12 protein-coding genes are annotated in these 13,171 nt (G+C 39.0%); 2 read left to right on the top strand and 10 right to left on the bottom strand.

Annotated elements, in window-relative coordinates:
- Positions 1-37: 37 nt before the first annotated feature.
- Genes BLO34_RS06255 through BLO34_RS06235 form a run of 5 tightly spaced genes read right to left on the bottom strand, consistent with a single transcriptional unit; the run spans position 38 to position 4,237 of the window.
- Complete coding sequence (locus BLO34_RS06255) at positions 38-613, bottom strand: hypothetical protein (protein ID WP_090753578.1); 576 nt, start codon at positions 611-613, stop codon at positions 38-40.
- 5 nt (positions 614-618) lie between these two features.
- A complete protein-coding gene (locus BLO34_RS06250) occupies positions 619-1,311 on the bottom strand; it encodes an SIR2 family NAD-dependent protein deacylase (RefSeq protein WP_090753576.1) in 693 nt (230 codons plus the stop codon).
- Positions 1,308-2,477 carry a THUMP-like domain-containing protein gene (locus BLO34_RS06245; protein WP_090753573.1) on the bottom strand — a complete coding sequence of 390 codons (1,170 nt, stop codon included), beginning with the start codon at positions 2,475-2,477 and terminating at the stop codon, positions 1,308-1,310. The genes BLO34_RS06250 and BLO34_RS06245 overlap by 4 nt, the downstream gene beginning before the upstream one ends.
- 5 nt (positions 2,478-2,482) lie before the next feature.
- On the bottom strand, positions 2,483-3,586 hold the full coding sequence (locus BLO34_RS06240; protein ID WP_090753571.1) for an AI-2E family transporter: 1,104 nt from the start codon (positions 3,584-3,586) through the stop codon (positions 2,483-2,485).
- 6 nt (positions 3,587-3,592) lie between these two features.
- On the bottom strand, positions 3,593-4,237 hold the full coding sequence (locus BLO34_RS06235) for a DUF4159 domain-containing protein (protein ID WP_090756492.1): 645 nt from the start codon (positions 4,235-4,237) through the stop codon (positions 3,593-3,595).
- Between the two features lie 101 nt (positions 4,238-4,338).
- Between BLO34_RS06235 and BLO34_RS06230 the strand changes: the two genes are divergently transcribed.
- Positions 4,339-5,094 carry a DUF1223 domain-containing protein gene (locus BLO34_RS06230; RefSeq protein ID WP_090753568.1) on the top strand — a complete coding sequence of 252 codons (756 nt, stop codon included), beginning with the start codon at positions 4,339-4,341 and terminating at the stop codon, positions 5,092-5,094.
- On the opposite strand, the gene BLO34_RS06225 is transcribed toward BLO34_RS06230, so the two are convergent.
- Complete coding sequence (locus tag BLO34_RS06225; RefSeq protein ID WP_090753566.1) at positions 5,081-5,788, bottom strand: 16S rRNA (uracil(1498)-N(3))-methyltransferase; 708 nt, start codon at positions 5,786-5,788, stop codon at positions 5,081-5,083. The two genes, BLO34_RS06230 and BLO34_RS06225, sit on opposite strands and share 14 nt — an antisense overlap.
- Before the next feature lie 2 nt (positions 5,789-5,790).
- The gene (gene tsaD, locus BLO34_RS06220) at positions 5,791-6,822 is read right to left on the bottom strand and encodes a tRNA (adenosine(37)-N6)-threonylcarbamoyltransferase complex transferase subunit TsaD (protein ID WP_090753563.1); all 1,032 of its coding nucleotides are present in this window, start codon (positions 6,820-6,822) and stop codon (positions 5,791-5,793) included.
- Between the two features lie 103 nt (positions 6,823-6,925).
- On the opposite strand from tsaD, the gene BLO34_RS06215 reads away from it, so the two are divergent.
- Positions 6,926-11,305, top strand: coding sequence for a translocation/assembly module TamB domain-containing protein (locus BLO34_RS06215; protein ID WP_231959578.1), 4,380 nt, complete (start codon positions 6,926-6,928; stop codon positions 11,303-11,305).
- A gap of 8 nt (positions 11,306-11,313) precedes the next feature.
- Here the strand turns inward: BLO34_RS06215 and BLO34_RS06210 are convergent, their stop codons facing one another.
- Genes BLO34_RS06210 through recF form a run of 3 tightly spaced genes read right to left on the bottom strand, consistent with a single transcriptional unit; the run spans position 11,314 to position 13,095 of the window.
- Complete coding sequence (locus BLO34_RS06210) at positions 11,314-11,613, bottom strand: DUF721 domain-containing protein (protein ID WP_090753557.1); 300 nt, start codon at positions 11,611-11,613, stop codon at positions 11,314-11,316.
- Positions 11,600-12,016, bottom strand: a complete 417-nt coding sequence (locus tag BLO34_RS06205) for a lipocalin family protein (RefSeq protein WP_090753555.1) — start codon at positions 12,014-12,016, stop codon at positions 11,600-11,602. Before BLO34_RS06205 ends, BLO34_RS06210 begins: the two co-directional genes overlap by 14 nt.
- The gene (gene recF / locus BLO34_RS06200) at positions 12,013-13,095 is read right to left on the bottom strand and encodes a DNA replication/repair protein RecF (RefSeq protein ID WP_090756490.1); all 1,083 of its coding nucleotides are present in this window, start codon (positions 13,093-13,095) and stop codon (positions 12,013-12,015) included. The genes BLO34_RS06205 and recF overlap by 4 nt, the downstream gene beginning before the upstream one ends.
- Positions 13,096-13,171 lie beyond the last annotated feature (76 nt).

The raw sequence follows: 13,171 nt of genomic DNA, 5'->3' as shown, positions 1-13,171 counted from the left end.
AGATTTTAACAGCGATACAGCACCTTGAAAATGATGGTTATGCTTGTTTTTGCCAGCTCAGTTTTGTCAAGATCTCGCGACCACAACTGCGGTAGCCTTTATTTTCTGGATCCATCAACTGGCGTTCAATAAAAGCGGGCAATTGATCTGGTATCAATTCAAACTCATTGCGCATGAGATAAAGGCTCCTAGTAGCATACATAAGGTTTGCAGACCTTCCACCAGCATTGATCATTGCATCAAAAGCGGCTCTCGTCAATTGCTCTTTCATAGGCTGCGTTATGAGCTGCTTGATTTCATGATCGCGTGGGCCATAATAGCATTTGAGCATCTCAAAACCTATTTTAAGCAGGCAGCGCATGCCGCTCAAGTCCACTGGCGTAATGTAAAGTTGGTAGATTTTCTCAATATGCGGATAACAAACTTCTGGAAACAGGCGATAGGCCTGTTCCAGACACCAGCATGCTTTATAAGAAACTCCAGAAGCTGGATGACAGTAATCGATAAGATCTTCAATAGCTCCTCGCTCCACAAATTTAGTCGCTAGGCGCACTCGCGATTCCTTATAGGCATATAAATCGGCTAATTGTTCTTTGAGTATAGGTAGTGCCAATAGAGTTACGTATTAGGTAATGAAACATTAATGATATCACAAGCCTTGCGTACACCTGTGCTTGCATTTTCTTCAATCACGGTTAGATTGCCGTGACTCTCGAGATTAGGTCGTGGATCGACCAGAAAAATAGGAGTGTCGTCTGGAGCATAATGCATGAGTCCTGCTGCTGGATAGACTTGCAACGATGTACCTACAATAATGACAGCATCTGCCTGTGATGTAAGCTCAATGGCTTTTTCCATAGCTGGTACTTCTTCACCAAACCACACGATATGTGGTCGCATTTGGGAACCGTCAGGACAGGAATCCATTGCTGTGATGTCATCTGGCCACTCTATGATGTACTCAGGATTTGAAGTGCTGCGCGCTTTTAGTAATTCACCATGCAAGTGCAAAACATTAGACGATCCGGCACGCTCGTGAAGGTCATCTACATTTTGCGTGATAACGTGAACTTCATAATTGCGTTCCAGTGCGGCTATGCAATAGTGCGCCTCATTGGGTTTTACCGTTTTGAGTTGCGCACGACGCTGGTTATAAAAATCAAGCACCAGCGATGGATTGTTTTCAAATCCTTGAGGTGATGCCACTTCCATCACATCGTGTCCTTCCCACAAACCATCTGCATCCCTAAAGGTTGCAATACCACTTTCTGCACTAACGCCGGCGCCAGATAGAATGATGATTTTTTTCATGATCGGATTTTTATTGCCTCAATTACCACGGGACCGCGACCAGCAATGCTTGTAAAAAAGAGGTAGTTGGTCTCGTGTTCTTCAAAATTAAATATAGTCCTTAATTTTTTTACGCTTTCGCGAAAGTTTCTCGTCACAACAGCATGCGCACCTTTCCCATATTGGCGTTTTATGATCTTAGGCTTATAGTCGTGTACTTCTAAAATCTTAAAACACCTCCCAGGAAATTGGATTAAATCTTCTCGTGTGAATAAATGGGCATCTTGATCAATTTTTGAGACACCATATTGACTGCACACCTCACCAAACGCCTGTGATTTCATAATAGCGGCATTAGGTTCGTATAGATACTTTTTAGGTGAATCAATCACAATATTAGCTGTAGAATCCAGATTGAAATCAAAAACCGGCTGATTTGTAGCCAGATTGACCGCGAACATCTTAGTATTCTCAACGTTCTTTTTCAATATCCAAAGCAATTCCTTTACCTCATTTTTAACCGCTACGATATGGATTTGCGCCACGTGTTCCAACTGTCTCATTCCAGCAGTGATATCGAGCATGGGCGAGGTTTTAATCATAATATATTCACCCTTTTCAAAAAGTAGCTCTTTATGTTTGGTGACATCAGGCTCATAATCGGTTAGCAGGATGGCTTTATTTGTAGCCGCTGTTTTACGGCTGGGATCCAGGTAGATGAGATCAAATTTTAAACCTGCCTCTTTGAGAAATGAAATGCCATCGCCTTGGTGGCTTTCTATGGGAAGCTCTAGTGTTTTAAAATTGTGTGCAGCGATTTCTTGTAGATCAGGGTCGAGTTCTACGTGGATTGTTGTGGAATACGCTTTCGCGAAAGCGATATCATCAATCCCCAAACCACCCGTAAGATCGACCATGGAATCGCCTTGAACAATCTTAGATTTATAGACTGCCGTTTCCCAACTACTCGTTTGCTCTAAATTAACTTTAGGCGGGTAGAAAACATGTTCACAATTGAAAAGCAATGGGAATTTAGCTTGTGCTTTTTGAAGTCCCACAAGCTGCTGCGCCAGCTCTTTATTATCAATTTCAAATGGATGTGAGCGCAATACAAATGCAGCTACATTCTCATGTAAATGCTCCAGTAGATAGGTTCTCACCTGTGGTTGCAGCACAGCGTGATTCATAGACTCTACAGGTTTTGGGTCAGTTTCTTAACGATTTTATACTCGCTCAAAAATTCTTTGGAAATAACCTTGATCGCAGTATAAGTAGGAATAGCAAGTACTAATCCTATAATCCCGAACACTAATCCAGCGATCAAAATGATAATAAAAATCTCTAATGGATGTGATTTGACCGACTTTCCAAAAATCAAAGGCTGGTTCAAGAAATTATCAATAAGTTGAATGATACCATACCCTATCATCACTACGATAAGTTGTGGCAAGATGATATTGGTAAAATTAGCTCCTAGATTGTCACTTATGACAAACGCGCTCATTAAAATGTATCCTATAGCTGGACCCAAGTATGGAATGAGGTTAAGAAGCGCACAGAAAAAGGCAATGATCAGCGCATTTTCAGTTCCTAATGACAATAACAATATACCGTACAATACGAATAGGATAACAATCTGAAAAATCAGGCCGATGAAATAGCGAGAAAGGAGTTGCTTGATTTTAGTAAATGCTCTTAGGAACTGACCTTCATTACCTTTTTTTGAGAAAACGAGTACGCCTTCCAGAAGTAATCTACTGTCTTTAAGTAAAAAGAAAGCTATAAATAGAATGGAGAAAAGCCCGATCATCAAACTTCCCAACGTACCAAAAAAGCCATTCACAAACTGCGGAACGAGATCCATAGTGAGGTTTTCTTTCACGAACTCAAGATTTTGAATACGTTCCAGAACGTTGACGTTTTCAATCCCAAAATAATCACTAATCTGTTGGTTCAAGACCTCTAGATTTTCCCGTACTTCATCAATATCAATTTTGGAAATATTTTCACCTTGTTCTGCAATGACTGGTATGATCAAGAGGATGGCGCCAACAATTATGGAAAACAGAATAATCAGTGTGAGAATAACGGCCAGTGTATTGGGAATCCTTAGCCTATCTCTAAAGAATAAGACAATAGGTCTTCCTACTAGGGATAACACCGCAGCAAATCCTATGTAAAATAGAACTGATTGGATTTCCCAAAGAAACCACGCAAGGATAAACACTCCAGCAATGATGAGAAGTGCTCGTAATAGTCCAAAAGCGATCGCTCGCGAGGTAGCTCTCGTACCCATAAATGATTAATTAGTAAACACGTATTTGACAATGTTGGCACCCATGTCCAGCGCCTTCTGTCTTACTTCTTGCGGGTCATTATGAACTTCTGGACTTTCCCAGCCATCTCCTAAATCGCTTTCAAAAGTAAATAAAAGAACTAATCTATTTTCATGAAATATTCCCATTGCTTGTGGACGATTTCCATCGTGTTCATGAATTTTAGGCAAACCGTTTGGGAAGTTCTTGTAGCTACTGAAAATAGGATGGTTTGCAGAAAGCTCAGTTAATTGCTTATCAGGAAACAAACGGACTAATTCTTTTTCCAGATAAGGCTTCATCCCATAATTGTCATCGATATGAATAAATCCACCGCTTAATAGATAGTTCCTTAGGTTCTCTATTTGTTCCTGACTGAAAACTACATTTCCATGACCAGTCATGTGAATAAAAGGATATTGAAAAATATCGATGCTTTGTGCCTCTACGGTTTTGACATCTTTAGAAAAAGTCGTTCCCAGATTTTTGTTGCAATATTCTACCAGGTTGGGTAACGCTGTTGGATTGGAGTACCAATCGCCGCCGCCATCATATTTAAGTACGGCAACCTCTTGGGCGTTTGATGTTAAACAGGTTAGAATCAATAACGCAATCAGGAAATAGAACCTCATAAAATTGAATTGATAAATTTTGCTACGATTATTTAACATTTTCTTAAAAATAAAGCGAATTATTATTAGTTTTAAATCATAACCAACTTAAACTATCCCTCATGATTTTTAAACCTATGGTAAGAATAACTGTACCCATACTTAGTTTATTATTGGCTTTTAGCATCTTAGCTTTTCAGCATATAGATCATGTAGAACAAAGTAATGAAAAACAAATCCAAAATGGCGTGAACGTCGTGGAATTGTTCACGTCTCAAGGATGTAGCAGCTGTCCACCAGCAGACGCCCTTCTGGCACAGATCAAGGACGATGAAAATGTTATTGCCTTATCTTATCATGTCGATTATTGGAATTATCTAGGTTGGAAAGATCCATATTCTGATAAGGCTTATTCTGCTTATCAGCGCAGTTATGCTAAAGAACTCAATTCTGGAGTATACACACCTCAAATGGTCGTGAACGGATCAAAGGAATTTGTGGGATCGCGGGAAAGTACTTTGAAGAGTTCAATCAATAAAAAATCAATGGTCACTGCATTGAACGCACCCGTTATAGTTAAGGGAAGTAAATCTATTGATTTTACCTACTCGATGGATGGAGCAAAAAAATATGACAAAGCCTATGCTTTATTGCTGATTGATGATGAAACTACCGCTGTCGCGAAAGGTGAGAACGCTCGTAAGAAGTTGAGAAATACCAACGTTGTGATTCAGCGAGTGGAGCTCGATAAAAAGGCGTCAAATGGAAAACAATCATTCAAGGTAGACGTCAATAATAAAACCAATTATAAAGTGGCGATTATTGCTCAGGATAAAGATCTTGCGGTTGTTGCTGCAGGAATTTCTACTCTTGAATAATAGCATTGAATAGACTGGCTGCATAGATTCCTGCAGTCTCTGTACGCAGTCTTGTATGACCTAGATGCACTGGAACAAATTGATGTTTTAGTGCATTTTCTATTTCCGCTGGTGTGAAGTCACCTTCTGGACCTATAAGTATTAAGGTGTCTTTTTCAGAATCAAGAAGTTCAGTAATATGTTTTTTGTTGGTTTCCTCGCAGTGTGCGATAAGTTTTAGTTCACTGTTTGCAGATTGAACAAATGCATCAAGATTGGTAAATTGATGAAGCACTGGTTTATGCAATTGTAGGGATTGTTGCATGGCGCTTATGATGATTTTCTCAAATCGTTCTTCTTTAATATTTCTGCGTTCACTATTGCTGCATATTAAAGGCGTGATGGCAGAAATTCCCAGCTCAGTAGATTTTTCCAGAAACCATTCCATGCGATCGTTCATCTTAGTTGGAGCAATCGCGATATGAAGTTGAGGTTTTTTTGAAGGCTCAAACTTTAGGTGCTTCAGTTTCAATTGACACTTGTTGCTGGTCAATTGGGTGATCGTGGCGTCAAATAAATCACCTCTTCCATTAGTGACATTGATAACGTCACCTACTTTTTTACGCAAGACTTTGGTAATATGTCTTGTATCCTCTTTTTCAAGAGATAAGAATTCATCTGTCGCATTGGGTTGTGAAAAATAGAATAACTGCATAATTACATGGTCATTTTAGCTTGTGCAACGACATCCAATGAAGAGAAGTCACCCTGCAAATATTTATAATATCCAGAGATGCCTATCATCGCCGCATTATCAGTGGTATACTCAAATGGCGGAATGAAAACATTCCAACCTTTTTCTTTTTTGGACAGAAGCCTTTCTCTAATTCCTGAATTAGCGCTAACGCCACCACCAATGGCTACAGACTTAATGCCAGTTTGCTTGACCGCTTTATTTAGTTTCTGAAATAGAATCTCAATGATAGTATACTGTATACTAGCACAAATATCTTCCAGATTGTTTTTAATAAAATCTGGATCTTTTTGAGTCTGCTTCTGCACGAAGTAAAGTACACTAGTTTTGAATCCGCTGAAGCTGTAGTCTAGGTTAGGTGCTTTTGGAATGGGGAATTTAAAGGCGTCGTGACTACCTTTTCGCGAAAGCGTATCTATTATAGGTCCAGCAGGATAACCCAAACCTAATATTTTTCCTGATTTATCAAATGCCTCGCCCACGGCATCGTCCATAGTGCTGCCTATGACCTCCATTTTATGGTAGTCTGTTACCTTGACTATTTGCGTGTGGCCACCGCTTATGGTGAGTCCCAAGAATGGGAATTCAGGCATTTCTTGACCGTGATCAATATAATGAGCCAGAATATGAGCCTGCATATGGTGAACCTCTATCAATGGAATTTGCAAAGCCAGCGATAAACTTTTGGCAAAACTACCGCCTACCAACAAGCTTCCCATCAAACCTGGGCCGCGAGTAAAAGCTATGGCGGACAGTTGCTTTTTATCGATATTTGCCTGTGTAAGAGCAGCATGCACTACTGGTATGATGTTCGATTGATGGGCTCGAGAGGCAAGTTCAGGAACGACACCACCATATTGCTCGTGAATTTTTTGCCCTGCAATGACGTTTGATAGTACCTGATTGTTTTTTAGTATCGCACAAGAAGTATCATCACAAGATGATTCTATAGCAAGTATGTAACAATTATCGCTTTTTGACGGTGTTATGGGCATAGAAATTGGTAATCTTTGCAAAAGTAATTGATCTATTATTAAAAAGCTTTTCAAAATATTAGGAAGGACGCTGCTGGTACTGATAGCGCTATTTGTCATTCTTGTGATTGCTTTTTCATTTCCATCTGTACAGACGGCTACGGCACGATACGCGACAAACTATCTCAATGATACGTATGATGTTGATATTGCTATCGATAAGGTGGCAATTACTTATGACGGTGATATTGAATTAGGAAGTTCTCGGGCCCTGGACCACCATCAGGACACTATCATTTCTTTTGAAAATCTTAGTTCTTCGGTTTTTAGCTTTTCTGAATTGATTTCAAATGCACCTGTTTTAGGAGATGTGACGATTGATAAGCTGTATCTCAACATGAAGCGTTATAGCGGTGAGGAAAGCGATAACCTCAATATATTCCTCAAAAAGTTTGCAAGTGATAAGGCAAGTGAGCAGCCGTTCAAGCTTTCCACAGGCAAGATTGATTTAAACAATGCTCGCATTAAAATTACGGATGAGAATGCTAATCATCCGCTCATCTTTTTTGCGGATGATCTCAATATGAATGCCAATGATTTCAGGATCGACGGCGACGAGTTATTTGCAAATATCAATGAGGCCAATTTTGTCATGTATAATGGAGCTGTAAGTGAGAATAATGGCGGTGAAGGTTTTACCGTGAAAGACTTAAAAGCCGATTTTTATTATTCTCCAATCCAGATCAAAGCTGAGGACCTTAAAATAGAAACCTTGGGGTCGTTTTTAAAGGGAGATTTACAATTTGATTATGGAGTTGGCGATTTCTCAAATTTTGTAGATAAGGTTAACTGGGATCTCAAGATCGCAGAAGCTAGTCTCGCCACCAATGAATTGGATGTTTTCTACAATGAATTTGTCAATAATGAGAGCATCGAACTCAAAGGAAATTTGAAGGGAACGCTCAACGACTTTAACGTAACCGATTTGCAGATGACAGCGCTCAACGATTTAAGTATCGATGGCACCATGACCATGCGCAACTTAGTTCGAGATGTTGATCAATTTTACATTGAGGGTGATTTCAATCAATTGCAGGTAAGTAATGCAGACTTAAAGAAACTGTTACCCAATATTCTTGGCAATAAACTACCGGCAGAATTAAACCAATTGGGCACTGTGAATGCTAATGGATATGCCAGTGTTGATCAGAATAATGTAGTTTCTAGATTGTCGGGAAATACGAGATTGGGAAGCTTTGGAACTGATTTAAGGTTGACAGAGATACGATCTGATAGAATAGGTTACAATGGTAATATTAAAACCAATGGTTTTAACATTGGATCCATTACCAAAACTCCAGATCTAGGAAGAATAAGCGTTGACCTAAATGTGGATGGCCGCGGTTTCGATCCTAATAATGCGAGGTTGAGCCTTAATGGGAATATCAACCGCTTGGGTTTCAAGGGTTATGATTATAGGAATATCAAAGTAAATGGCGATTTACGTAAGCCTGTTTTTAACGGAACAGTAAAAATCAACGACCCCAATCTACAAATGGATTTTGACGGTCTTGTAGATATTACCAAAGAGATCAATACGTACGATTTCAAAGCCTCTATAGCCTATGCAGATTTGCGGGCAATCAATATTTTCACGCGTGATAGCATGGCGATTTTGAAAGGTGATGTGGTCATAGATATGGATGGAACAGATATTAATGATGTCGCAGGTACGATCAATTTTACTGATGCGAGTTACCAGAATGATAACAACACCTACTTCTTTGAAGACTTTATTATTGAGAGCACATTCATCGATCAGGAACGCCTGATTACCATAAATAGCACAGATATTATAGAAGGTGAAGTAAGAGGTCAATTCAAGATTGAGGAAATTCCAGAGCTTTTCAAAAATGCGATTGGTAACGTGTATACCAACTATAAATCAGATCAAATTACTCAGGACCAATATCTAGATTATGAATTCAAGATCTATGATAAAATTGTTGAGTTGTTTTTTCCTGATATCGCTCTAGGCGAAAACACAATAATTAAAGGCCAGGTTTCAAGTAATGATGCCCAGTTTAGACTAACCTTTAGAACACCTAGGATCAAGGCGTTTGACGTAGATCTCAAACAAGTAAATGTCCAGGTCAATAACCAAAACCCCTTATTCAACACCTACATTAAGATAGACGACATTGATAATGGCTTCTATAACGTTGAAGATTTTCAGTTGATCAATGTAACACGTCAGGATACGTTGTTATTCAGGACAGAATTTACAAGCCAAGAACAGTCAGACGATAAGTATAACCTTAGTTTCTATCATACCATCAATGACGAGAATAAATCTGTAGTTGGAATACGTAGGAGCGATTTAAAATACCAAGGCAAAAAATGGGTCATCAATCCTGGCGCCGAAGATGTAAAACTTGTTTTCGATAATAACTTCCAAAACTTCAAACTGGATACGCTCAGAGCTCAACATTTAAATGAACGAATTACCATCGCAGGAATGATTGATGGCAAGGATTCAAAAGATGTTAATCTCAAGTTTGATGGTGTACGTATCGCCAGTTTGACTAAACCTATTGACAGTTTAAAAATGCGAGGTCGCATTGATGGTGAACTCAAGTTAGAACAGATCGCCGGTAACTATGCGCCATCGAGCAATTTCACCATCAGCAATTTTGAGGTGAACAATACTCCACTGGGAGATTTTGATATGCTGGTAAAGGGAAATGAAGACTTGAGTATTTATAGTGTCAACGCTCAACTTAAAAATGATATAAAAAGAACATTTACGGTTGATGGTGCTATAAATACAAGCGGCGAGTATTCAACCTTAGATCTTGATGTAGATTTCAACGAGTTTAATCTTGTAGCTTTGAGTCCGCTGGGTGGAATTGTTATTGACAACATGAGAGGCCTAGCTACTGGAAAAGCCGCCATTACAGGTCGGCTTACAGAACCAGATGTCAATGGAGAGATTACCATGAAAAATGCTGGACTAAGAGTTCCATACCTTAATACAGATTTTGATTTTGAGCAAGACGCCACGGTTGACATTTCTACCACAAGTTTTGACTTTGGTCAGATTCAATTGACAGATACTAAGTACAACACAACAGGTTTTCTAAAAGGCCAGATCAACCATAAGAACTTTGGTTTCTGGGAGTTGGATCTAGAATTGGAATCCAATAGATTGTTAGTCTTAGATACAGAACTCACTGAAGAATCACTGTACTACGGTACCGCATTCATAGATGGAACTGCAACTATAACGGGTCCAACAAATGAATTATTTATCAATGTTGTGGCCACTACTGGTGATGATACCATTTTTAAAATTCCTATTGATAATGGTGAATCACTCAGTGATACATCTGCGATATATTTCCTTAGTCCAGAAGAAAAGGAGGCTAGATTATCAGGAAAAGAAACCGAGATTAGGGAAATTTCTGGATTGGAACTTAGATTTGACCTTGAAGTGACTCCTACGGCCACTGTTGAGGTCACGGTAGATCCAACAAATGGTAGTTACCTGAGAGGTAGTGGTTATGGAAACTTGCTTTTGGAAATTAATACCAACGGTAAATTTGTGATGAATGGAGATTTTATCGCTACTGAAGGGATTTACAATTTCAAATACGCCGGGATCGTAAACAAGGAGTTTGTCATAGAACCCGGCGGGACCATCGACTGGAATGGCGATCCTACAAATGCTAATATCAATGTTAGTGCAACTTATGCCACTCGAGCAAATCCATCAGTGTTATTGGATAATCCCAATTTGAATGCACAAATTCCGGTTGAGGTTGTAACCAGTTTAGAAGGCGACTTAAGCTTCTTTGATCCTGAATTTAGTATCGTCTTTCCTAATGCAAATTCCGTTGTAAAATCAGAACTTCAATATAGACTGGAAGACAAGTCACAACGACAGCTGCAGGCATTGTCGTTAATCACAACTGGTTCTTTCTATAACCCAAACAGTATAGGACAACGAGCTGTAACCGGTAATCTGGTGGAAAGCCTTTCAGGTATCGTGAATGACATCGTGAGTAGTGGTGATAGTCGTTTAGACTTTGGAGTAACTTATGAAGCCACAGAGCGCAACCCAAACTCTGATTTTCAAAGATCAGATCGTTTTGGAATTACACTTACAACACAAATAAGTGATCGGGTGTTCATCAATGGTAAGTTGGGAGTTCCTGTTGGTAGTACCACGACAACAGAGCGTGCCGTTATTGGAAACGTAGAGATTGAGTTCTTACTTAATCAGACGGGAACATTAACGCTTAAAATTTTCAATAGAGAAAATGCGTTGCAACAAATAGGGCAACAAGAAGGATACGATCAAGGATTAGGATTGGAATACAGTATTGACTTTGATACCTTGAATGAACTGTATGAAAAAGTATTTACTAAAAAGCTTTCCACACAACCGTCCGTTGCGCCATCACAATATCAGCCAGATTTTAGTACTGGAATTTATAAGTAGGTAATTAACTACCTAAGCACTAAAGTCTTGATGATCTCTTTACCTAAATGTTCATTGAGGTTTGTTATGATTTTACTGCGACCATAAGACAGCTCCTGTCGCAAAACAGAAGACGATAGATCGATAAACAGCTTCTCTCCAGAAAGTTTAACTCCTGTCGTATATGTCATAACTCCAGGACCCATGACCTCTTTCCATGCGGCATCAACATCCACTTTCAAGAAACCTTTGGACAACTTTTTCTGGGACTTGAAGTCCTTCAAAGCATCGCTCATGTTTACAAAATCGTCTTTTTTATTGTTCCTCATTGGATTGATAGGCTTTATAATAATAAACAGTTCCATCCTCGTGAACCAGTTCAAGTTCTTCTTTGGTCGCTTTTCTAAGTATTTGTGAGTAGGCTTGGTCTCCAGATTCAAAATTAAGAACGACTTGATTCTCATTGTCTACCCAGACAAATCGTACCGCATCTCCATAGGATATAAATGTTCCATCATACGTTGGACTTACGCGGCTTTTTGTGCCTATGTTGCCGTTAACTTCAAAAAAATCCATATGATTTGTAAAAGGAAATTCTTTGGAGCTACCGTCAGACTTCTCAACAAGATCAATGTTCCAGTAACCGTTAAGGTTCTTTATTTTTTCACTATTGCTGTCATTAGCACAACTTGCCAAAATAGCTATCAAAATGACACAGATCGAATTTTTCATAGCTCAAACATTTTATAGGATTGATTTACATTCTTGATAACGGCTTCTGTACGCTCGCTATTGGTATCACTAATAAACAACTGACCGAATTGTTCATCGTTCACCATTTCTATCAATTGTGATACACGACTCTCATCCAGTTTATCAAAAATATCATCCAATAGTAAGATAGGAACCGTACCGCTTTCACTTTTAATAAATTCAAATTGCGCCAATTTCAAAGCGGTCAAAAAACTCTTTTGTTGTCCTTGGCTACCGTATTTCTTGACGGGATAACCATCCAGCGAGAATAGTAGGTCGTCTTTGTGAGTTCCCACCGTGCTGTATTGGATTTGTAGATCTTTTTGCTGTGCTTCTTTGAAAACGGTCGCTGGATTAGCATCAAGAAAATCAGATTTATAATATATATCTACTTCTTCATCAGCTTTCCTTGAGATCTTTGCATAAAACTCCTTAAAAATGGGAGTGAAGCGCTCTAGAAATTCAACCCTACATTTATGGATATAACTACCTAACGACACCATTTGTTCATCGTAAACGGCAAGAGCATCGCTATCAAATTTACGGTTGGCTGCAAAGTATTTGAGAAGTGCATTACGTTGTGACAGCAACTTATTATAGTTGATCAGTCGCTGTAGATATTGTTGATTATCCAGCGATAGCACACCATCCAGAAATTTACGTCTGGTCTCACTGCCTTCAATAATCAGATCTCGATCTGCTGGAGAGATAATCACTAGCGGCAATAATCCTATATGATCGCTGATCTTATCATAGACTTTACCATTGCGTTTTGCAATACGTTTGTTGCCACGTTTTGCACTAATCACCACATTTTCTTCACGATTATCCTTTTCAAACTTTCCATTGATCACAAAAAAATCAGTTTCGTGTTTTATGTTTTGAATCGTTATGGGATTGAAATAGCTTTTGGCAAAGGCAAGATGGTAAATGGCATCCAGTACGTTCGTTTTACCGGCACCGTTATTTCCTACAAAGCAGTTGATTTTCTCATCCATCTCAAAATCAGCGCTGTCAAAACTCTTATAATTGACCAGGCTCAAAGATTTAAGATGCATAATTAATAGATTGTAATATATTGATGTATAGAGGATTGTGTCTAGTTCGCTTTCGCGAAAGCGTAACATAGATAAC

Origin of the sequence: Nonlabens sp. Hel1_33_55, assembly GCF_900101765.1 — a bacterium.
In the GTDB taxonomy this organism is placed as follows: domain Bacteria; phylum Bacteroidota; class Bacteroidia; order Flavobacteriales; family Flavobacteriaceae; genus Nonlabens.
Note: the sequence above shows the minus strand (reverse complement) of the source record. Positions and strands in the feature narration are given on the sequence as shown.

Coding starts and splice junctions, on each gene's coding strand:
- BLO34_RS06250 (WP_090753576.1), bottom strand. CDS start 1,311: ATGAAAAAAATCATCATTCTATCTGGCGCCGGCGTTAGTGCAGAAAGT.
- BLO34_RS06245 (WP_090753573.1), bottom strand. CDS start 2,477: ATGAATCACGCTGTGCTGCAACCACAGGTGAGAACCTATCTACTGGAG.
- BLO34_RS06240 (WP_090753571.1), bottom strand. CDS start 3,586: ATGGGTACGAGAGCTACCTCGCGAGCGATCGCTTTTGGACTATTACGA.
- BLO34_RS06235 (WP_090756492.1), bottom strand. CDS start 4,237: ATGAGGTTCTATTTCCTGATTGCGTTATTGATTCTAACCTGTTTAACA.
- BLO34_RS06230 (WP_090753568.1), top strand. CDS start 4,339: ATGATTTTTAAACCTATGGTAAGAATAACTGTACCCATACTTAGTTTA.
- BLO34_RS06225 (WP_090753566.1), bottom strand. CDS start 5,788: ATGCAGTTATTCTATTTTTCACAACCCAATGCGACAGATGAATTCTTA.
- tsaD (WP_090753563.1), bottom strand. CDS start 6,822: ATGCCCATAACACCGTCAAAAAGCGATAATTGTTACATACTTGCTATA.
- BLO34_RS06210 (WP_090753557.1), bottom strand. CDS start 11,613: ATGAGGAACAATAAAAAAGACGATTTTGTAAACATGAGCGATGCTTTG.
- BLO34_RS06205 (WP_090753555.1), bottom strand. CDS start 12,016: ATGAAAAATTCGATCTGTGTCATTTTGATAGCTATTTTGGCAAGTTGT.
- recF (WP_090756490.1), bottom strand. CDS start 13,095: ATGCATCTTAAATCTTTGAGCCTGGTCAATTATAAGAGTTTTGACAGC.